We start from the raw sequence: 20185 nt of genomic DNA, 5'->3' as shown, positions 1-20185 counted from the left end.
GCCATGCGGGAGAGAGTTAAACGCTACATACTGCCCCAAAAAAGAAAACGGCCCAAAGCAAGGACCGTTCGTATCAATAAAACTCGCTACCCTGTTCGCTCTAAACACCTTAAGTGATAGGTGTTACGATATTCGGGGCTTTTTTATGGCAGCGACATAGACTTTGAGGGAGATAGTTCCAATCAGCACAAGAATGATCACTTATTTATCCTAATTGGAATAAAAAGGTTATTGATGTGCTTTATGAGGCACTCAACACGCTTAAGGATGAACTCGATTGCGGCCTAAGGTTTTAGCTTGATATAAGCATTTGTCGGCATTGTTGATCAGTTCATCAATGGTTTGATCTTGTGACAGTTGCGAAATACCGATACTGATAGTGACCTGAATTTTATTATCCAGAAATTGAAGCGTGTGGTTCTCAACACTGCTGCGGATCTTCTCGGCGATGACCCCAGCTTGCTCAGAAGTTGTTTGTGGCAAAATAATCAGAAACTCTTCCCCGCCCCAACGCGCCACACAATCTTGTTGTCTAACTTGCTCAGTAAATAGGGCTGACAATTCGGTAAGCACCATATCTCCTGCATTATGACCGTATTTATCATTAACAGATTTAAAGTGGTCAAGATCGCATAATAATACTGATAGCGGTTCGTTGTTACGCTGTAGTCTGGCCTTTTCTTGTTCTAAAATGGCGGCGGCATTGCGTCTATTGGCCAGTTTGGTCAGTGGGTCTCGCATGGCAAGTTGTTGATATTGTCTGCTGATTTCGAGTGCGTTTTTGTATGACAGCATTCTTAAGTGTTCATATAGGGCAGACAAAAATGACATGGTTAAAAACGATAAAATAAGTCTGATTTTAAATTCATTACTATATGCAGCATGCGCTATTAATGATTGCGGCATAAACATGATGGCACTGATCACAAACAAAAATATCAGTAAATTCATTATGCCTTGACGTAGTCCCAGCACATACACAGAAACAGGGGCCACAATAAAAATCCATAATGGCCCTGTTTGCGACACGCCACCACTAAAAACCAAATAAAACATCAATAAATAGAGCGAATAAATGATGAGGTTGGCACTGACAGATACATTTAATCGCTTAACAAACAGGAAAGAAAGCAGGTAGGTTAAACTGGCAAGGAACAGTACGACAGTTAGGGCGTTGTCGCTTCCTAAAAAACTGATCGCGCCCATAAGAAAGGTCATGGACATTCCGACCAATGAAAATAGCGAAATCACTCTAGCTTGTTGTGACGCCCCCTGATTAGGATGATATTTTTTGATGAGTTCGAGCAATGATTAATCCTTTCACATTATTGAACAAGTAAATATCAAAATAGAACATGCTAAGTCACTCTTACACTTTAACAATGATGCCATTAAGCCGGTGTATTTAGGTTGCCATAAAACGCATGTTTATCCAATGATATTTGCACAAAAACGGATTAAAGTGGTTGCCAAGGCAAACCAGATAAATAAATGGCATGAGATCACGAGAGGTGTTTTTATTGTGAATTACAGTATTGCCTGATATAACCACAAGCATTATCGCTAGGTATCTCAATCGTCAATAACCTCACTCGGTAAACTTGTTCTATAATAAATTATCATCGTCCTCTATACTCAATAGACTTAGTTAAAACAAGGTATTAGCCTGATATTACTTATGCTTTAAAGCAGCAATGCTGCGGTCTGGATTATCCATTTGCAATAATGCCTATATTCCCAATTATTGATCGAATCGTCATGTATTTTGGAATGTTTGCCCTCAACAGTTAGGAGGACGTATTGAATACTTTCCAAGCAATCTACCAAGATGGTCAATGGAACAAACCGCTTGTGCCACACAAGGGAGCCCAACTTGTATTAGTTTATGGTGCACCAGAGCTAATGCAACAAGCAGATGGCTTTGATGCATTAAAAACAGCATTTCCCAACGCCGATATTATTGGTGGTAGCACCAGTGGTGAAATTCAAAGCGATCAGCTTTATGATGATAGCCTCTGTATTACGGCGATTACCTTTGAGCACAGTGACGTTCATGTTGTGAGTGACTCTGTTTCGTCACACGCAGATTGTTCTGCTTTAATTAAGTATCTAATTGCACAACTGCCAAAAGACAATCTGCGTCACGTGTTAGTGATGTCTGATGGTAATATCATCAATGGTTCTGAGTTGGTGGATGGTTTATATCAATATTTACCTCAAGGTGTTAAAGCGACTGGTGGACTGGCGGGAGACGGTGATCGATTTAACCAAACTATTGTGTGGCACAATGAGCATGTTGGTTCTGGCATTATTGTACTTGCAGGGTTATATGGTGAGCGCTTATCTGTAGGATATGCTTATTTGGGCGGTTGGCGGCCTTTTGGTCCTAAGCGATTAATTACGCGCTCGCATAGCAACGTCTTATTTGAATTTGATGGCCAACCCGCTTTGGATCTCTATCGGTCTTTTTTAGGTGAATTCTCAGCAGACTTGCCAGTATCAGCCTTATTGTATCCTCTGGCTTTACAACAACAAGGTGAAGATGAGATTGTTGTTCGGACAATATTATCCATTGATGAACATCAAAAAAGCATGTCGTTTGCGGGGAATCTACCTGAAGGTGCGACGTGTCAATTTATGTATGCCAATGGCGAAGATTTATTAGAAGGTGCACAACATGCAGCTCACGAAGCGCTAGCATCGATTAATGAATGTGAGCCAGAATTAGCTATTTTAATTAGTTGCATTGGCCGTAGATTGGTCTTAGGACAACAAATTGAAGAAGAACTTGAGATCATCAAGCAAGAATTTCCAACTACCTGCAACATAACGGGGTTTTATTCATACGGTGAAATATCCCCTATTAAATCGATTGGTCGATGTGGTTTGCACAATCAGACCATGGCTGTCACGTTACTGTCAGAGAAGTCGCCATATTGAATACGCATAAATTGCTTTTACGTCAGCTTAACCGTTGTCAAAAAGATGAACGGTTTATTGAAAACAACCATCGCCTCTTGACATCGATTTCTGCTGCCTATGCTCAAAATGAGCAAAGCATAAAAATGTTAGAACGGGCTTTATTTCTAATTTCTAATGAGCTTAATGATCGAAATGAAACATTAAAAAATCAGTTAACGGAAATGAAAAGTTTTCAAGATCAGCTTGAAAGCTCGGTTGGATTATTAAAAGCTACGTTTGATGCCACTGGCGAAATTATTTTTGTTTATGCATTAAACGGTGAGTTAAAGTCATTTAATAGCATGGGGAAAGCCTTTTTTGAGTCTTTAGGGCTTCAACCTGTGTCGCATTGGGAAGCTTTTTTGAGTGTGGTAATAGATAAGCAGCATATGCTGTCCATTATCGACAACTTACACCTTGACCCTTTCCAACAGTTAAATGGAAATATTGAGTTAATTGATCAACGTTTTTTCGATTATCGTTCATTACCGCAAATACAAGATGGTCGCATTATTGGGCGAGTATGGTGTTTCACTGATGTGACGGCACAAAAGCAATATGAAGCCACCATTGAGTATCATGCATTTCATGATGCGTTGACGGGGCTACCTAATAGGACATTATTGCTTGATAGGATTGAACATTCTATCGCCGCTAGTAAAAGAGAAGCTCAAAAGCTTGCGGTATTATTTTTGGATTTAGATGACTTTAAAAAAATCAATGATTCTGAAGGTCATAATGCAGGTGACTTATTATTAAAAGAGGTCGTTAGACGCTTGCAAAGTCGGTTGCGAGAGTTTGATACCTTGTCGCGCCAGGGTGGCGATGAATTTATTATTGTCCTTGAAAATATTCACTCTGAAATGGCGGTAAAACAGGTGTGCCAAGAGTTGTTAGCGTTGATCCAGCAGCCTTATTCAATTGGTTCACGTCAATTTGTGGTGACATCGAGCATTGGAATCGCTTTGTTTCCCAATGATGATGACAATGCCAATAGTTTGATCCGAAAAGCGGATCTTGCGATGTATCAATCAAAATCTTTAGGAAAAAACAGTTTTCATTTTTATAGCCAGGCTCTCGAAAAAGAAGCGCTAATGCAATTGGCCATAGAACAAAGCCTGCGTAGCGCCATTGCCAGCGACGAATTATATCTCGTGTATCAGCCTAAAGTGGATTTACACTCCATGAAAGTGGTGAGTGTTGAAGCATTGTGCCGTTGGACTCAACCTGATGGGACAGTGATCCCGCCAGATGTTTTTGTTCCAGTTGCGGAACAAACGGGGTTAATAATTGACATTGGATTCTCAGTGATTACTCAAGCATGTAAACAGTTAGCCGCTTGGCATAATGTGGGTATTCATGATGTGGCAATATCAATAAATTTGAGCAGTTTAGAGTTTCAGCATAAAGCACTTATTAACCACTTAATACAGACGCTAACAGATTTTGATATTGATGGTAAATTGCTGATTATTGAGCTAACAGAATCCATTTTTATGGAAGATAAATTCAGTATCAAAGAAACGATGTTGTTGCTCAATAATTATGGGATAACCTTTGCTTTAGATGATTTTGGTAAAGGCTATTCATCGTTTAGTTATTTGCAATTTTTACCGCTACATTATCTCAAAATTGATAAGGCTTTTTTACAAGATGTTGAAAGTAATCGCTCATCAGCTGCCATTGCTAAAACTATTATTGATATTGGGCACAACCTTGATTTGATAGTGATTGCAGAAGGTATTGAAGATCAGTTTATGCTTGAATATGTCAAAGAATTTCATTGTGATTTAGCTCAAGGGTATTATTTATACAAGCCAATGTCCGCTGCAGATTTTGAATGTGTTTATGCCGAAGCATCCCAAGACAAGCAATCTCAGTAATGGGGCATATTGATGTTCAAAAAGATAGTTGATCATCAATATTAAAGTTTATTACCTATCACCTGGCGGTCATTCATTCGCCAGCTCAATCCATTTTTGGATGAAAGTTAGCCAAAAAAGTTCAATACCCCTTAACTATACTCTGTCGTTGAGCTAGCTTGATTTGCTACTTGCTCTTTTTTACATCAGCGCGACGGATTGTTTATCTTTGCTCCCTTACCGTTTTATTTATTGGCATGCCAATGCAGGTGTTGATTGGTGCTCATATCACGCTGGCAGCAGATGCTACGCCGTTATTTTAAGCGCGGCTCTATGAGGCCCATTAAATCATTTACAGATTCACCGTGGGTGGTTTGTTCAAGCCGTCATTGACCTGAAAGCCATTGTTGTTAATACGATAATGAGTCTTTATCGGCGTTTTTCAAGGTAGTTGTCGCCTAAGCTGCTTCTTTTTTTCTCTGGTTTAACTCCACCTCATCGATTCTATGATGGCGCGAAGATTTTTTAGTTAAAGGTACATTGTTTTTAACTGGTTATACCTTTTAAGGCAATGCAACATAATGGAACTGGCATTAATCCAATTGAAGTTGTCGGTAAACCAGAAACCCAAGTTTACTCTTGCAGCTTTAAGTTATGGTCAAATAAAGCAAAGGCTACTAAATAGTAGCCTTTGGCGTTGAGGCGAAGCGGTTAATTTAGGGTGAAAAAGGATAATATTTTTTTCTGATTCGCAGATTGCTTAGACAAATCAACACTGGCTTTTGAGCTGTAGCTAATGCCGGCTACATTTTGATTAACCATATCAACCATTTGGGTTATGTTTTTAGAGATATCATCAGTAACACTAGATTGCTCTGTAGAAGCCGTTGCCACTAAAGAGTTCATTTCTGAAATGCGAGAGACAGATTGAGCTATGTCAGAGAACGCGTCGCGAACTTCTTGTGCAATTTTTTGTGCTTCATCAATTAAATACGCATTTGATTGCATGTATTCGTCGGCTTTAGAGGCCTGATTTTGCAGTTTTGTGATGATTTCCTGAATGTTAATGGTTGAGCTCTGTGTTTTGCCTGCTAATGTTCTTACTTCATCAGCTACTACGGCAAAACCTCTGCCTTGCTCACCGGCGCGTGCGGCTTCAATTGCAGCATTAAGTGCTAATAGATTGGTTTGTTCAGAAATACCATTAATGACTTCAATAACAGCGCCAATTTCGTTTGAGTAACTTTTTAACTGATTGACGATTTCAGTTGATTCTTTAATAGAGTTGTTAATTTTATCTGAGATTTTGTTTGATTCTTGCAACGCATGGTGGCCTTTATCGACACTTTGGTTTGCCTCAATGGCTGACGATTCGGCTTCTGTAGCATTGCGACTAATATCCATGGCGGTGCTCGACATTTCATTGACGGCTGTGGCAACTTGTTCCACTTGCATTAACATGTTTTGTGAGTTGCTGTCTGCTTGTTCCATGGTTGAAGCCAGTGTTTGCGAAGAATTATCGACAGTGTCGGCAACAGAGATTAACTGCTGAGTTAATTTAGCAAATTGCTCTGCTGTTTTGTTTAAGCATTCTGACAATACGCCCAGTTCGTTTTCGCCCTGATTGTCTATATGAACACTTAAGTCGCCCTGAGACATTTTTATCATCGCATGTTGAATAATCGAAATGGAGCTGACCAAAAGGGTTGAAATGCGCAGTGCCATCAAAATAATAATAATGGTCACCACAATCACAGCGATAATCATAATGTTCATCGAGCGGTCATAAATGATGTCGCCGTACTCACTGGCGGCAAGAGCACTTCGTTCATTTAAATCTGATAATTCAACTAGGGTTGCTGAATACTTATTATAGGCGGCTAAGGAGTTTCCCAGAAATAGGGCTTTTGCTTCGTCATTGTTATTGTTTTCAGACAGGCGTAGCAGATCAACTTGCACCGCTAAATATTGACGATATAGGCCATCAAACTCATCAACAAGTGCTTGTTCTTCAGGGCTTGATATAAGCACTCGATAGTCGTTAATGGTTTTTTCAATTTGTTGTTTTTTTTGATGAATTGTATTGGTGACTTGTTGAATGGTTTGTGCGTCAGTTGAAATAATGTGTACGGCTTCATCATTACGAAGATCGGCTGTTTGAGTATTAATACGTTCAATTAATTGTACCGAGGGAAGCCAGTTGCTCGATATTTCGGTTGATTGTTGGTTGATAGTATTCATTTGTGATAATGACAACAGCATCAATCCAATAATGGCAATAACGGGAACTGAAAACCCCAACAATAACAACTTGCCAATTTTGATATCTCTCATTTCAATCCTCGATGTAGGTGATAATTAATTAACGTTAAGATGGCTTGATTGGGTATATGCATTGAGCATAGTTAACTTAATTCATCATCGCCAAAAAATGAGTGCGAGTATGATGAAAAGAAGACAAAGCGGTCTATAAACCTTGTAGATTGAGTGATGTCGACAATGTTTATCGGCTAATGCTAATGTTGCTTTAGATAATCTTTTTGATTCAAATGAATTTAATGACATGATTAATTGTAGAAATACTATGTTTTTCAATGTCTAGCTTGTAAAAATTTGTTTTATCGTCCAAAGTTAACTCTCTGTAACTCTAAACTAATTATAAAAATGACCAAATTTGCTAGTTATAAAAATGCGCTTAAATTGGGAGTTGGAGTATTCGCTTTTGGCTTAGTCATTAGTGTTGGTGTTGCTTTAGGGGTAAAAAATAAAAATAATCAAATTGTGAATAAATCTCTTCAAGAGGTTACAGAGCAAGTCACCAACAACATCACCAATAGATTTAAGTTGTATCAATATGGGTTGCGCAGCGCTCGCGGTGTTATATACACCGTTGGTTCAGAAGGCATTTCGCGCGCCCAATTTATTAAATACAGTTTTACTCGCGATTTAGATCGAGAGTTTCCTGGCGCGCGTGGCTTTGGATTTATTCGACGGGTAAAACCCCATGATGAAGCTTTGTTTATTGAGTCAGCAAAGCAAGATGATTGGCCAAATTTTAGCATTAGACAGCTTACCCCGCATGACGATGAGCGTTACGTCATTCAATATGTAGAGCCAGTTGAGCGAAACTACTCCGCGATTGGATTAGACATTGCCTCAGAAAATAACCGTAAAACAGCCGCCAAAGAGGCTTACCTTAGCGGTGAGGTAAGGCTGACGGGCCCCATCACACTCGTGCAAGCTACTGGTAATCCGCTACAAGCCTTTTTAATTTTAATGCCCATTTACCAAACAAGTGACACCCCGCTTACCCCCGCATTAAGGGAGCAATATGCTTTTGGTTGGAGTTACGCGCCTTTGGTTGCTAATGAAGTCTTTGACGATTTGTCTTTGTCTCGTGCCAATACAAAGTTATCGATTACAGATATTACCGACAATGATAACTCAGTGACATTCTATGAAACGCATACCGATGATGCTTCCCCTTTATCTCAGTATAGTGCCATTGTTGAACGTGAAGTGTTTGGCAGAAAATGGCAAATATCGGTATCGGCTTACCCTAATTTTGTTAGCGAGTTACATTTAACGTCACCTCATATTGTTTTTGTTTATGGTTTTGTTGTGAGCTTATTATTGGGCTCGTTTATCGGTTTTTACGGTTATACCTTAGGGCGTAAGCGTCTTGTGTTGGCCGATAATGAAAGACGAGCAAATATTTTAGAGCATTCGCAAGATGCTATTATCAGTTACGACTGTAATGGCATTATTACCGGGTGGAATAAGGGGGCTGAATCAACTTTTGGCTATGTTAATGACGAAGTGGTGGGCCTTAAAAACTATACCTTTATTGCCGCCGACAGTGAAAACCTACAGGCTGAGCAAGCACAGTTTGAACAAGTGTTAGAAGGTAAGCCGCTGTTAAATTTAATTGGCCAACATAAACGAAAAGATAATGAATTGCTTATCACCACCATGACATCATTAGCCATTTATAATGAGTTTGGTGTGATAACAGGTGTCAGCCAAACCATTCGTGATATAACCGCGCAACAAAATGCTGAAAAACAAATTTTACGTTTAAATGCCAGTCTCGAGCGTAAAGTGACTGAGCGAACACAAGCCCTGCAAGAGGCCTTATCTGAAAATAAAACCTTACTTGAAAACATCAACCAGCAATTGCTGTATTCTGAAACAGATGGCGATGGCGTTATTTTAGCGGTAAACGACTATTTTTGTATTGCATCTGGGTTTACTCGTGAGCAAATGCTTGGTCAGAAGCATTCAATTTTAAAATCAAATCAGCATGATGATGCATTTTGGAAAACCATGTGGGAAACCATCACCCAGGGTAAAACTTGGCAAGGTGAAGTGTGTAATCACGACAAGCAAGGTAATGCTAAATGGTTTGATACTGTGATTACTCCCATTTTGAACAGTGCAGGGCAGCTCGAGCGTTGTATTGCCTTGAGGATCGACATAACGGATCGTAAGTACATTGAGTTTGAAAATAATAAACTCACTTCTTTGCTCACTAATGTGTTAGCTGCAGCCTCTGAAATAGGCATTATTGCAACCGATAATAACGGCATTCTCACCATTTTTAACCGTGGTGCAGAGTTGTTACTTGGATATAGTGCTGAAGAGGTTGTTGGTAAAATGAGCCCGGCGATATTTCATGTACCATCAGAGGTGAGGCAGCGTGGCAAAGAGTTAAGCGAAGAGTTTGGTGAAGACATTAGTGCGTTTGACGTGTTTGTGTATAAAGCGAGAAATATTGGACCCGAAACTCGCAAATGGACTTATGTGCGTAAAGACTACAGTCAATGTACTGTGTCATTGTCTGTATCTGCAATGCGTAATGACAGTGGAGAGCTTGTCGGTTATTTAGGTGTTGGTGTTAACATTGATACCATGCTTAAACAGCAAGATGAACTGGTGTCTGCGACAAATCAGTTAGTTAAAGCCGCAGAGGTTGCTGAGCTAGGTATTTGGAATTTAGATTTACAGACAGATGCGTTGATTTGGAACGACCAGATGTTTGCTATTTATGACTACCCCATTGAAATGAAAGAGCAAGGGCTGACTTACCGCCACTGGCAGGCGCGAGTTCATCCAGATGATATTGACATGGCGGATCAATGTTTACAGCAAGCCATTTTACATAAAACGACCTATGAACCCAATTTTAGGATTATAACCCGCTCAAATAAAATTCGTTATATCCAGGCTGGCGCTCAAATTAGTTACGACAATAAAGGTAAAGCTGTGCGTATCGTTGGGATTAACCGCGACATTACCGAGCAACGTGAATTAGAGCACTCCTTAAGGCTTGCAAAGCAATCTGCCGATGCAGCTAATGCCGCTAAGTCAGCATTTTTGGCCAATATGAGCCATGAAATCCGCACCCCAATGAATGCCGTGTTAGGCATGTTGCAAATAGTGCAGCATTCTGAAATGACCCAGCAACAACTTGATTATGTGACAAAAGCTGAAATTGCCGCAAAATCTTTGTTGGGATTATTAAATGACATATTGGATTTTTCTAAAATAGATGCTGGCAAACTTGAACTTGATCTGCATCCATTTCAAATGGAAACCTTAATGCGTGAATTGGCTGTAATGTTAGCAACCAATGTGCACAGTAAAAATATTGAGGTGATTTTTGATCTTGATCCTGACGTGCCTTACCTCATAGAAGGGGACGAACTGCGGTTACGTCAAGTGCTACTCAATTTGGCGGGGAATGCAATAAAATTTACTTCAAATGGCCATGTTATTATTGGTGTTCATTGTAAAAAACTTGCTCAAGATTTGGTGAAGCTTAATATTTCTGTACAAGATACAGGGATTGGGATCAGCGAAGAGCAAGCAAGCAAAATATTTCAAGGATTTGTGCAAGCAGAGTCATCTACTTCACGACGATTTGGTGGAACGGGTCTTGGGCTAGCCATTACTAAGCGTTTGGTTGAATTAATGGGTGGGGAGTTAGTGTTAAGTAGTGAACTTGGCAAAGGAAGCCATTTTGGTTTTGACTTGAGATTAAATGTAGTAGAAATGAAAAATGCCCATCTTGATATTGATTTACAAGGGCGAAACATCCTTATTGTTGATGACAGTAAGATGAGCCGAAGAATTTTATCAAAAACCTTAAAGGCCCATGGTGCCTATGTTAATGAAGCAAGTAACAGTAAGCAGGCTATTAGCTTGATTGAGCAAAGTTTACAGGCAACCAATCATTATGATGTGATTATTATGGATTGGCGTATGCCTGAAATGGACGGTTTAGAAACCGCTCAACACATTCAGTCAATGTTTTCTGAAGGCCAAGCACCTGCAATAATTATGTTAACGGCTTATGGTGCTGAGGTGATGCAGCAAACCAAGCTCTATAGCCAGCAACCTTTTATCAATATGCTAACCAAACCGATTACGGCTAATTTAATGTTGGAAGCTGTGAGTAATGCAATTTCTGGTGAGCGTCGCGCATTAGAAACTAAAAAAGTGACTCATTTAGCGTTGCAGGGCGTAAAAGTGCTGGTAGTTGAAGATAACCAGTTAAATCGCCAAGTGATTGATGAATTACTTAGATTACAGGGTGCGATAGTGACATTGGCCTCAGGCGGTGTTGAAGGCGTTGCGTGGGTAACGCAATCAAAAAATCAATTTGATATCGTGATTATGGATATGCAAATGCCCGACATGGATGGGTTAGAAGCGACAAGACTCATACGTGCAGATGGACGATTCAATGACTTGGTTATTCTTGCCATGACAGCGAATGCATCCATGGCTGATAAAACCTTGTGTTTAGAGGCAGGTATGAATGAGCATATTGGTAAGCCGATAGATATGACGCTTTTACTACCTTGTATGCTCAGGTTATTGGGCAAAGAGAGTCATTCAACAGGTAATGAATATTACGAGCATTCACCAGCAATGAGCAGTGATGAGCACCCCGATGATGACGATGCCATTATTGAAGATCCCGAATCAATTTTAAGACGTTTTGGTGGCGAACGTGATTTCTTTCTTGATGTAAAACATCACTTTTCTGCGGAGATGTCTGAGCAACTTACCGCGTTAACAGAAGCGGTTAAGCAACAAGATAATCATAAAATGAGTATTATTGCCCATACGATAAAAGGCACTGCCAGTAATATTGGTGCTAAACGGCTTGCTGTTTTTGCAGAGCAACTCGAACAAAAAATTAAACAAAAGGTTAATATTGAATCCGAAGTGGTTTTAACCCAATTACAAGGGCAAATTAACGATAGTTTGCATATGCTTGAGACGTTATTTCCTGATGAAAATACACAACATTTAGCAAATGGATTGGATAAAACGGCGTTATTGCCGATAACCAGTATAACGACCGATAAAATAGAAGAGTTAATGGCATTATTAGTTGAGCAAAATCTAGATGCGATAAGTTATCTTGAGCAATTGTTGGAGAACGTCGCCATAGATACTCATTGGTCAAGATTGAAAACTCAGGTAGGTCAACTAGAGTTTGTTGATGCGATTGATACATTAACGTCGATAATGAAGGAGTGATGTGTGTTCATAGATGAGTATATTTCTGGTGTTGCTCCTGTGAGAGGCAAAATATTGTTAGTTGATGATCAAGTCGTCAACATAAAAATTTTGCATCAACTACTGCAAAATGATTACGATATTTATATGGCCCGAGATGGTCATCAAGCTATTGATATGTGCAAAAAAGTAAATCCAGATCTGGTTTTGCTTGATATTGAAATGCCCATTCTTAATGGTTTTGATGTGTGTGCCCACCTCAAAAAGGATGCGACGACACGAGATATTGCGGTTATTTTTATCAGTGGTCATTTTGATGAAGATAAAGAAGTGAAAGGATTTACGTTAGGGGCTGTCGATTTTATTCATAAGCCCATAAATCCAATCATTACTAAAGCCCGAATTAAAAACCAGTTAACGTTAAAGTCTCAATCTGATTTATTGCGCTCAATTGCGTTGTTTGATGGGCTTACAGGCGTTGCAAACCGACGTAAATTTGAACAAACATTACCAGTGAGCTGGCTACAATGCAGCCGTGAACAGCAGCCGTTAACCATTATTTTATTAGATATTGATTTTTTTAAGTTATTTAATGATACCTATGGACACACTGAAGGCGATACTTGCCTAAAGCGGGTTGCACAACAAATACAAGATACCGTTAATCGGCCTTATGACTTGGTTGCGCGTTTTGGCGGCGAAGAGTTTATTTGTATTTTACCTAATACTGACTTACTTGGTGGTACTTATGTTGCTCAGCAAATCGTCGACAGCATTGTGTCATTAAAAATTACACACGAGACCTCGAAAGTATCTCAATATGTCACTTTAAGTGCTGGCGTGGCCACGATAGTACCGGCAAGACATATTTCTGAAAAAGTATTAATTGAGGCCGCAGACAAACAGCTGTATTTAGCCAAAGAACGTGGCCGAAATAGAGTGCTTGGTGCACAAGTATTAACAGAAGACAGTGTGCCAAGTTAGTTAACCGTGGCGAATAAAGCGGTGTTGTTACGACAGATGATTAAAACCTAAGGTGCTTAATTTTGCTAACGGTGTTAGGACTTGCAATGGTTATTGCAAGTCTATGCGCTTTTAGTTAACCCCAAGAAAACCAGCCAATTATTTTTAACCATGCTTGTCGGGTTGCGTTTTGAGCACTTGTTTTGAGCGATCGTTTTGATGACACATTGATTTAAAATTTATGGCGATAGCCGAGTGTGTAAGCAATATCTGCGCTATTGTCCATGTTAAGAAAATTTTCAACCAGGGTGAATTCAATTGCGCTGCTGTCGAAATAATAACGGTAGCCTAATAACGCCTCATGAGACGCGTCCGAGAAGTTTTCATCCCAGCTTACTAATCCGTCATATCGATGGATTTCTGCTAACCAACCATGACGCCCGCTGCGATATTCATAACCAATACCAAACGTGGTGAAACGTGCGTCATAATTATTGGTTGATATCGATTCTGTGTCTTCAATAAAGCTGATCCCAAAGCTTGAATTTACATGATGTTGACCATTTTTATAGCTGTAGTTTATTTGGATGCTCTGCGCGAATGAATCTTCAGCAAATGGCCCACTATCGACAGCTTTGAAATAGAGACTAGCGCCAACAGATAACCCATGATGTTCACTTTGTACTAACTGGTAACCTAAGTATGCCGTTAAGGCGTTTTCAAGTGTTTCCCCGCTTAAATCATCAATGTGAATATCATATTCATCTGACCGAATTTGGTTCTGATGCTTGGCTTGATCTTGGCGACCGTTTTGATCAAACCCAAAAGCGTCATGAAACCACATCGTGAGCGAATCTAAATGGTTATCTGCACTAAATCCCCAGCGGTAATTGACATCTAGCATTAACGCATCGGACATCTGCCATTTTACGCCACCTGTGACCGTATTTTGATAGTAATCAGCCAGCAATACATCTGACTCAGACCACATGCTCCCGATATTGCCCGTGATATACCATTCTTTCTGGTTATTGGGTAAAGCGAATCCTGAGCGAAGCAATGGGCTGTGGTTTATGGATTGCATAGGGGATTGAGCATAAACCCTCAATGGACCGTAATCGTCAAAGTCAATCATTTGTGCCTGTGCAGAGGCTGCAAAGATCATTGTGATAAAAGTGAACAATAGATTATGTTTGGTAAGCATCATTTTCTCGTTTCATTTGCTGGGCCGCCAATGACCCTGAGCTAGCGATATAGCAGATAAAATGGCGTGGTGTACTAAAGTTATTTGTCAGCATCGATTAGCTGTTAGTTTCAGGGCTGCATTATGATTGCACGCAATCTAAATTTAAAATGCAAATTGTGAACATAGTATGCAAAATCATTATATCCAGCGACTTGTCATTATTTTGTGACATATCACAAATTTGTTATCATCATGTGGTTACTGACATTAATTTTGTAATGTAACACATTGATTATATTTTATTAGTACGGTATAAGATAACGGTTAAAACCCCGTTTAGCATTTAATTTGGAAGCCAAAATGGGTCATGGACAACGCTTGATAAATGGAATTTATAATGGATTATATTGCCTTGTTTTCACGTTTTTTCTTTAGGGTGTCATCGCTATTGAGTGATGTACACACATCCCTGTGTTTCTTTCCGTTCAGGTTTACTTATCATTTTCGCCATTATGTGGCGACTGACCCCTTTGCAATGACTCGTGCCACATCCCCTAAACCGAATGCGGTTTTGTCGCTAAATACCATTAACCTTTGCTATGCCTATAAGGGGTGATAATGGATTTTATCGTATTGCTTGGTTTGCTGGTGATTGTGATCCCGCTGCAAATTTTATTGGATATTATTGTTGAAGCAAAAACCGATTTTACACATAAAGGTGGCGACTATCTGTTAGCGTTTACTCCACTATTAACCTTCTTTTATCCTGAACATTATCTTTATAGTTTTCTTTCTCTTGCGGTGATTGTGCTGTATGGCATTTCTTTACGTTTTTATGCAGCATTTAATGACTGGCTCGAATTTGATCAAGAAAGGCTCGCGGGGTTGTGTCTTGGTGGGCTTGGCCTCGGCGGCTTATTTATTATTGCAAAAGTGACCTATCTCTTTTTGAGTTAGTTTGCCTAAATTGCTATTGCTTTGCTTAAGCTTGGGCTACAATTTTTTGGTGCAGGTTGTTCCATTGCTCTGGAAATTTACCATCAAGCATATAAACAAATGCAATAAGCTCGGCAATCAGCAAGTACAGCTCTTTGGGCACCTCTTCACCCAGTTCAAGTAACTGCAAAAACTCACTTAAATGAGGGTCTTGATGAATGTGTATTCCAGCGCTTTTAGCAATAGCGATGATTTCTTCTGCCACTAAATCCTTGCCTGTTGCGGTAATTTTTGGCGCAGTTTTACCATCAAAGCTAAGTGCTACAGCTTGTTGAATTTTTTTCGATTCATCTTTCATTACTTAGGCTCTCGTTTTAACTAGGTAGTGGTCACCTGGTAATAAGGTTGCTGGAATTTGAGTCAGTTGGGTGCTAAATGTCCCAGGAGTCAATCCAATTTGGCTTATTTTGTTCGCTAAAGAGCCATTGAAGCTATTGACCTTAGCTAACAGTGCTTGGCTGTTCCCTTTAAATTGTATATCCAGCTTGTCGTCTTTTTTGTGCGCGCAGATCAGCAACGACCCTTGGGCAAGGTTAAATTTTAATTGTAATTTCCACCCATTATTATTGTCTTTATCTTGTGGGTTTTCTTGTTCAAATTTCCCCTCAAATTGCTCATCGCGCTGATTGATTGAATAGGGAAGGGCAAAATACCAGGTCATTGATTGATTAGGATCTGTGCTCGCTTGTTGGTACATTGCAATACTACTAGCCAATTGTGCTAAAGAGTCTGCGCCCCCTAGTTTATCCAATGCACTGAGTAAGCCTGCGTTTCCTGTTAATTTGGCGAGTGTGCGCTGTTGTAATTGATTGAGATGTTCTTGCAATTTTGCACTCATACCTAAACCGCTCGTGTTGGCTTTAACACCTAACAGCAATTGAAATAGGGTCGTGATGGCTCCACCAGAATACAGTGTTGATGTCATCGTACTGTTTGATTGTACTTGGGATTGTGTGAGATTTAATCCTGCAAGACTGAGCAGTTCTTGGCTGAGTAAATGAGGATCACTTAATGCGCTCAGAGGGTGAGGGCTTATCTGCGGTAGATGTTTCAATAATTCGCTAGCAAGGCTGTTGGGTAATTGCAACGAATGTTGTTGTTTTATCGGCATAGCTCCAGCTTTCGATAATGCCTTATTTAACACTTCTATTGGTTGAGGGTCTTTATTAACGCTCACGGTTTGTTGTGATGAAAACTCAGCATTGGGCTTGTGGCTTGTTGATGAGCCTGCAGGCAATACAGACGGCGAAGTTGCATGGTTTACAGCGTGCTTAGCCCCGGCAATATTAACACCATCAGTTTTGAGATTAACCCCATGCTGTTCGCTTTTTGTGTTGCTAACCTCTTGCTGGGGGGCGATTGGCGAGCGGGCACTGAGCGGGTTTTGTATTTTTGTTTTACTTGATTCAGTAAGATTTATATTTGATGCCGGTATATTGGCATTTTTATCTCCAAATGAACTGCCCGCCGCTGTAGAGTTTGGTAGTGTTGTTTGCGTGTGTAATTTGCCGATGTCGTTTGTGGTGGGAGTGTTTGTGTTTGGCAAGGGGATTGATTCTAATTTTTTTAAAAATTGACTCAAAATTTGCGCGGGTTCGTTTTTGGTGACCACAATATTTGCCTGTTGCTGTGGTGTCAGTATTGGCGCTTGTTTTAGGAGATCGACTTTTATTTCACCGATTACTGGTGTTAAGGCCAGTTGTAATTGCTGTTGATTGAGCACGACTTTAGCTAGATATTGGCCATCATTGAGAACGGTCTTAATGGGTAACTTAAGGCTCGGACCATCAGTAAATGTTAATTGCCCCTGTGATATTTGGGCCGTGGGTAATGGGTAGCCTTGAGTACGAGAGGCTAAGGCGGCTAATTGCGTGGTCGATACGCCATTTTGAGTGGCTAAATCAGTTAACGGTTGTGGTAAAGCAAATTGTACTGTTTGAGCCAATAAGATCAGTTGGGTTGAAATTGGTTTAATATTGATGCCTGATGCTTGCGCTGTGCTAGATGTTGGCGTTGTGCTAGATGTTGCGGGTGCAAGTTCAACTGCTGATGTTAATCTGGCTGTGGCGGCTAGCTGTTTGGCTTGGTCGTGAGATATCACAATTTGAGTTGCTTGATGTAATATTTTTTGCAGTTCAGCGGTCTTACTCAATTGATATTGTTGTTCTTGAATAGTGATATTGACCTGGGCGTTAGCAGGCGTCTGTTTTTGTTGTATCTGAACCGGTAAAAGTAAGCTTGAAAGATCTGACTTTACTTTTGCTTGTAGGGATTTTTGTGATTCAGACGTGCTTTGAACCTGCTGATTTTCTGATGTGTTTGGTTGACTTGCGCTAGCAGGTTTTGAGGTTGTTGAGCTCACCGATGTAGAGGTTGTTGTTGGCAAAACCATATCAATCCTATTAAGCGAACAAGACAATATGTCGGTGATATTCAATCATTGGATTAACGAAATAAACATCATTTACAAATTTTTGATTGATATTGTCAACAGCCGCAGTATCCTTAGCGTTCTTGTTACTCATATTGGGGCAATTAATGATATCAACATCTAATGTTGACAATGATTGCTAGTAATAAGAACAAGCTTAATGCGCTACAAATAAACACTTTGAGGCAAAGCCTTTCAGTAGCTCGTTAAATTATATCGACTTGAACAAAAATTGCTTTAATAAAAAGACAAAATTAGCAGTTTGTTGAGTAGCCCCTTTTGTCATTTTTAAGAGAGTGTTATGAAGTATAAATGGATATTACTTCAGGTACTTGTTGCTTTTAGTGTACCTGCGTATGCCGAGAGTGATGTGCCTCAAGTTGCCACAAAATCCCAACCTGCGATTGAGATCACCTATAACGATCCTCGAGATCCGTTTGAAGAATTTAACCGCACCATGTGGGACTTTAACTATTTATTTTTAGATAAATACATCGCCAGGCCAGTTGCTCATGGGTATAAGGAATATGTGCCTAACCCAGTAAGAACCGGGGTGATTAATTTTGTCTATAATCTTGAAGAGCCCAGTTCACTAGTGAATAACACTCTGCAAGGCAAATGGCTGTGGGCTGCCAATGCTGGTGGCCGTTTTACCGTTAACACTACAATTGGTTTACTTGGGGTGATTGATGTGGCCGAAATGATGGGAATGCCACGTAAGCAAGATAACTTTAACGAAGTCTTAGGCTACTACGGCGTACCAAATGGCCCTTATTTTATGGCCCCTTTTTATGGTCCTTTTGTGACAAGAGAGATCGCCTCTGATTGGGTTGATGGTCTATACTTTCCTTTGTCTGAACTGACCTTTTGGCAATCTGTACTGAAGTGGGGCCTCAAAGGCCTGCATTCGCGAGCTGAAGCGATTGATCAAGAAAGACTATTAGACAATGCTCTGGATCCTTATGCGTTTGCTAAAGATGCTTATTTACAGCATATGGATTACAAAGTGTATGATGGTGATGTACCTGTAAATCAGGCTGATGACGAGTTACTTGATGAATATCTAGATGAACTAGAATAGTTCGGGGTATGTAACAACCCCGACAGCACATCTGCGGGGTTGTAGAATGGCGTTAACTGATGTGAAAATTCTCGTTGTTGAGGATGATCCTATATTTCGTCAAGTTGTTGTCGATTTTTTGCAAGGGCAAGGGGCTTGTGTTCAACAGGCTTGCGATGGCCCTGAAGGCATTACGCTTTTTTCCCAAACCACATTCGACATTGTGATTGCTGATCTTGGCTTGCCCATTCTGGGCGGACTGCCCATGCTGAGGCAAATGCAAAGTATTAATCCTGCTATACCTTCTATTGTAATATCGGGTAACGATATTATGTCTGATGTAGTTGAGGCATTGCGTATTGGTGCCAGTGACTACCTCACAAAACCGATTGCTGATTTATTTATTATTGAGCAAGCTGTTGTTCAGGCCATATTGACTGCAACTACAACAATGAATGCTGCAGGGCAATCACATCTGCATGAAATGAATGAGTTATCCTATCAAGAGTTGACGGATAATTTATATTTGCTTGAGCAAAACGCGCAAGCGGCCAAAAGTGTTCAACAACAATTGTTTCCTGCATCGCATGTGCATTACCCTAAAGCGGCGATTGATTACAGTTTGTTTAAAAATAATGATGTAAGTGCTTACTTTATTGACTCGACCATGGTCGGAGACAACCATTTGGTTATGTACATGGCACATTTTGATCCTGAAGATAACAGTGCTGCTTTTGGCTGCGTATTACTTCGAAGTTTTGTGAATCAAAAACTGAAATTGTTCAGAAACGGATTAAGCACCACATTGATTGAACCTGGCAACATGCTCACGTATTTACATAAGCGTATGGTGAGATCTGGGCTACATATTTTGACTGACATTATTTATGTGTCGATTGATTTACATCAGCATATTGTATCTGTAGGGCAGGCTGGCAATGGGTTACGTTGCTATTTAAGGCAAGATAATCATTTAATGCCTTTAGTGCTTCCGCATGCACTGCAACTTGGAGATATAAATTGGCATCAGGCAGGATTGCAACGACGAACGTTACTAATGGGTGAAAAGCTGTGTATTGGTACGTATCATCAACAGCATAAGCAACAGTTGCTAAATAATCGCTTTACTGGCTTGATTTACCAACCCGATATTCATGCCGGTGGTTTTATGCAGTTGTCGTGTGGCTAAACAT

General features: G+C 40.0%; 12 protein-coding genes. 7 read left to right on the top strand and 5 right to left on the bottom strand.

Features of this window, described 5'->3' with window-relative positions; translation table 11 throughout:
* Nucleotides 1-261: 261 nt before the first annotated feature.
* Nucleotides 262-1308: a GGDEF domain-containing protein gene (locus IEW93_RS03045; protein WP_229706560.1), complete on the bottom strand. Its 1047-nt coding sequence runs from the start codon at nucleotides 1306-1308 to the stop codon at nucleotides 262-264.
* Nucleotides 1309-1800: 492 nt separating this feature from the next.
* On the opposite strand from IEW93_RS03045, the gene IEW93_RS03040 reads away from it, so the two are divergent.
* The gene (locus IEW93_RS03040) at nucleotides 1801-2940 is read left to right on the top strand and encodes an FIST signal transduction protein (protein ID WP_188736797.1); all 1140 of its coding nucleotides are present in this window, start codon (nucleotides 1801-1803) and stop codon (nucleotides 2938-2940) included.
* The gene (locus IEW93_RS03035) at nucleotides 2880-4844 is read left to right on the top strand and encodes a putative bifunctional diguanylate cyclase/phosphodiesterase (RefSeq protein ID WP_188736795.1); all 1965 of its coding nucleotides are present in this window, start codon (nucleotides 2880-2882) and stop codon (nucleotides 4842-4844) included. The genes IEW93_RS03040 and IEW93_RS03035 overlap by 61 nt, the downstream gene beginning before the upstream one ends.
* Nucleotides 4845-5534: 690 nt before the next feature.
* Here IEW93_RS03035 and IEW93_RS03030 read toward each other — a convergent pair.
* The gene (locus IEW93_RS03030) at nucleotides 5535-7157 is read right to left on the bottom strand and encodes a methyl-accepting chemotaxis protein (RefSeq protein ID WP_188736792.1); all 1623 of its coding nucleotides are present in this window, start codon (nucleotides 7155-7157) and stop codon (nucleotides 5535-5537) included.
* 330 nt (nucleotides 7158-7487) lie between these two features.
* On the opposite strand from IEW93_RS03030, the gene IEW93_RS03025 reads away from it, so the two are divergent.
* Both IEW93_RS03025 and IEW93_RS03020 read left to right on the top strand, forming a co-directional pair.
* Nucleotides 7488-12377 carry a PAS domain S-box protein gene (locus IEW93_RS03025; protein ID WP_188736790.1) on the top strand — a complete coding sequence of 1630 codons (4890 nt, stop codon included), beginning with the start codon at nucleotides 7488-7490 and terminating at the stop codon, nucleotides 12375-12377.
* 3 nt (nucleotides 12378-12380) lie between these two features.
* The gene (locus IEW93_RS03020; RefSeq protein WP_188736788.1) at nucleotides 12381-13340 is read left to right on the top strand and encodes a GGDEF domain-containing response regulator; all 960 of its coding nucleotides are present in this window, start codon (nucleotides 12381-12383) and stop codon (nucleotides 13338-13340) included.
* A 211-nt stretch (nucleotides 13341-13551) separates the two neighbouring features.
* Here the strand turns inward: IEW93_RS03020 and IEW93_RS03015 are convergent, their stop codons facing one another.
* Nucleotides 13552-14526 (bottom strand): DUF3187 family protein, encoded by a 975-nt coding sequence (locus IEW93_RS03015; protein WP_229706558.1) that lies wholly within the window; start codon nucleotides 14524-14526, stop codon nucleotides 13552-13554.
* Between the two features lie 597 nt (nucleotides 14527-15123).
* Here IEW93_RS03015 and IEW93_RS03010 point away from each other — a divergent pair.
* Nucleotides 15124-15462 (top strand): hypothetical protein, encoded by a 339-nt coding sequence (locus tag IEW93_RS03010; RefSeq protein WP_188736786.1) that lies wholly within the window; start codon nucleotides 15124-15126, stop codon nucleotides 15460-15462.
* 25 nt (nucleotides 15463-15487) lie between these two features.
* Here IEW93_RS03010 and IEW93_RS03005 read toward each other — a convergent pair whose 3' ends face one another.
* Nucleotides 15488-15799, bottom strand: coding sequence for an EscU/YscU/HrcU family type III secretion system export apparatus switch protein (locus tag IEW93_RS03005; RefSeq protein ID WP_188736784.1), 312 nt, complete (start codon nucleotides 15797-15799; stop codon nucleotides 15488-15490).
* Nucleotides 15800-15802: 3 nt separating this feature from the next.
* On the bottom strand, nucleotides 15803-17893 hold the full coding sequence (locus IEW93_RS03000) for a hypothetical protein (RefSeq protein ID WP_188736782.1): 2091 nt from the start codon (nucleotides 17891-17893) through the stop codon (nucleotides 15803-15805).
* A 340-nt stretch (nucleotides 17894-18233) separates the two neighbouring features.
* On the opposite strand from IEW93_RS03000, the gene IEW93_RS02995 reads away from it, so the two are divergent.
* Together IEW93_RS02995 and IEW93_RS02990 are read left to right on the top strand one after the other, a co-directional pair.
* The gene (locus IEW93_RS02995) at nucleotides 18234-19013 is read left to right on the top strand and encodes an MlaA family lipoprotein (RefSeq protein ID WP_188736780.1); all 780 of its coding nucleotides are present in this window, start codon (nucleotides 18234-18236) and stop codon (nucleotides 19011-19013) included.
* A 46-nt stretch (nucleotides 19014-19059) separates the two neighbouring features.
* Nucleotides 19060-20181, top strand: coding sequence for a response regulator (locus IEW93_RS02990; RefSeq protein WP_188736778.1), 1122 nt, complete (start codon nucleotides 19060-19062; stop codon nucleotides 20179-20181).
* Nucleotides 20182-20185: the final 4 nt, after the last annotated feature.

The sequence above is a fragment of the Shewanella inventionis genome (assembly GCF_014641855.1).
In the GTDB taxonomy this organism is placed as follows: domain Bacteria; phylum Pseudomonadota; class Gammaproteobacteria; order Enterobacterales; family Shewanellaceae; genus Shewanella; species Shewanella inventionis.
The sequence above is the reverse complement of the archived record's forward strand: the minus strand, read 5'-3'. Positions and strand labels throughout refer to the sequence as shown.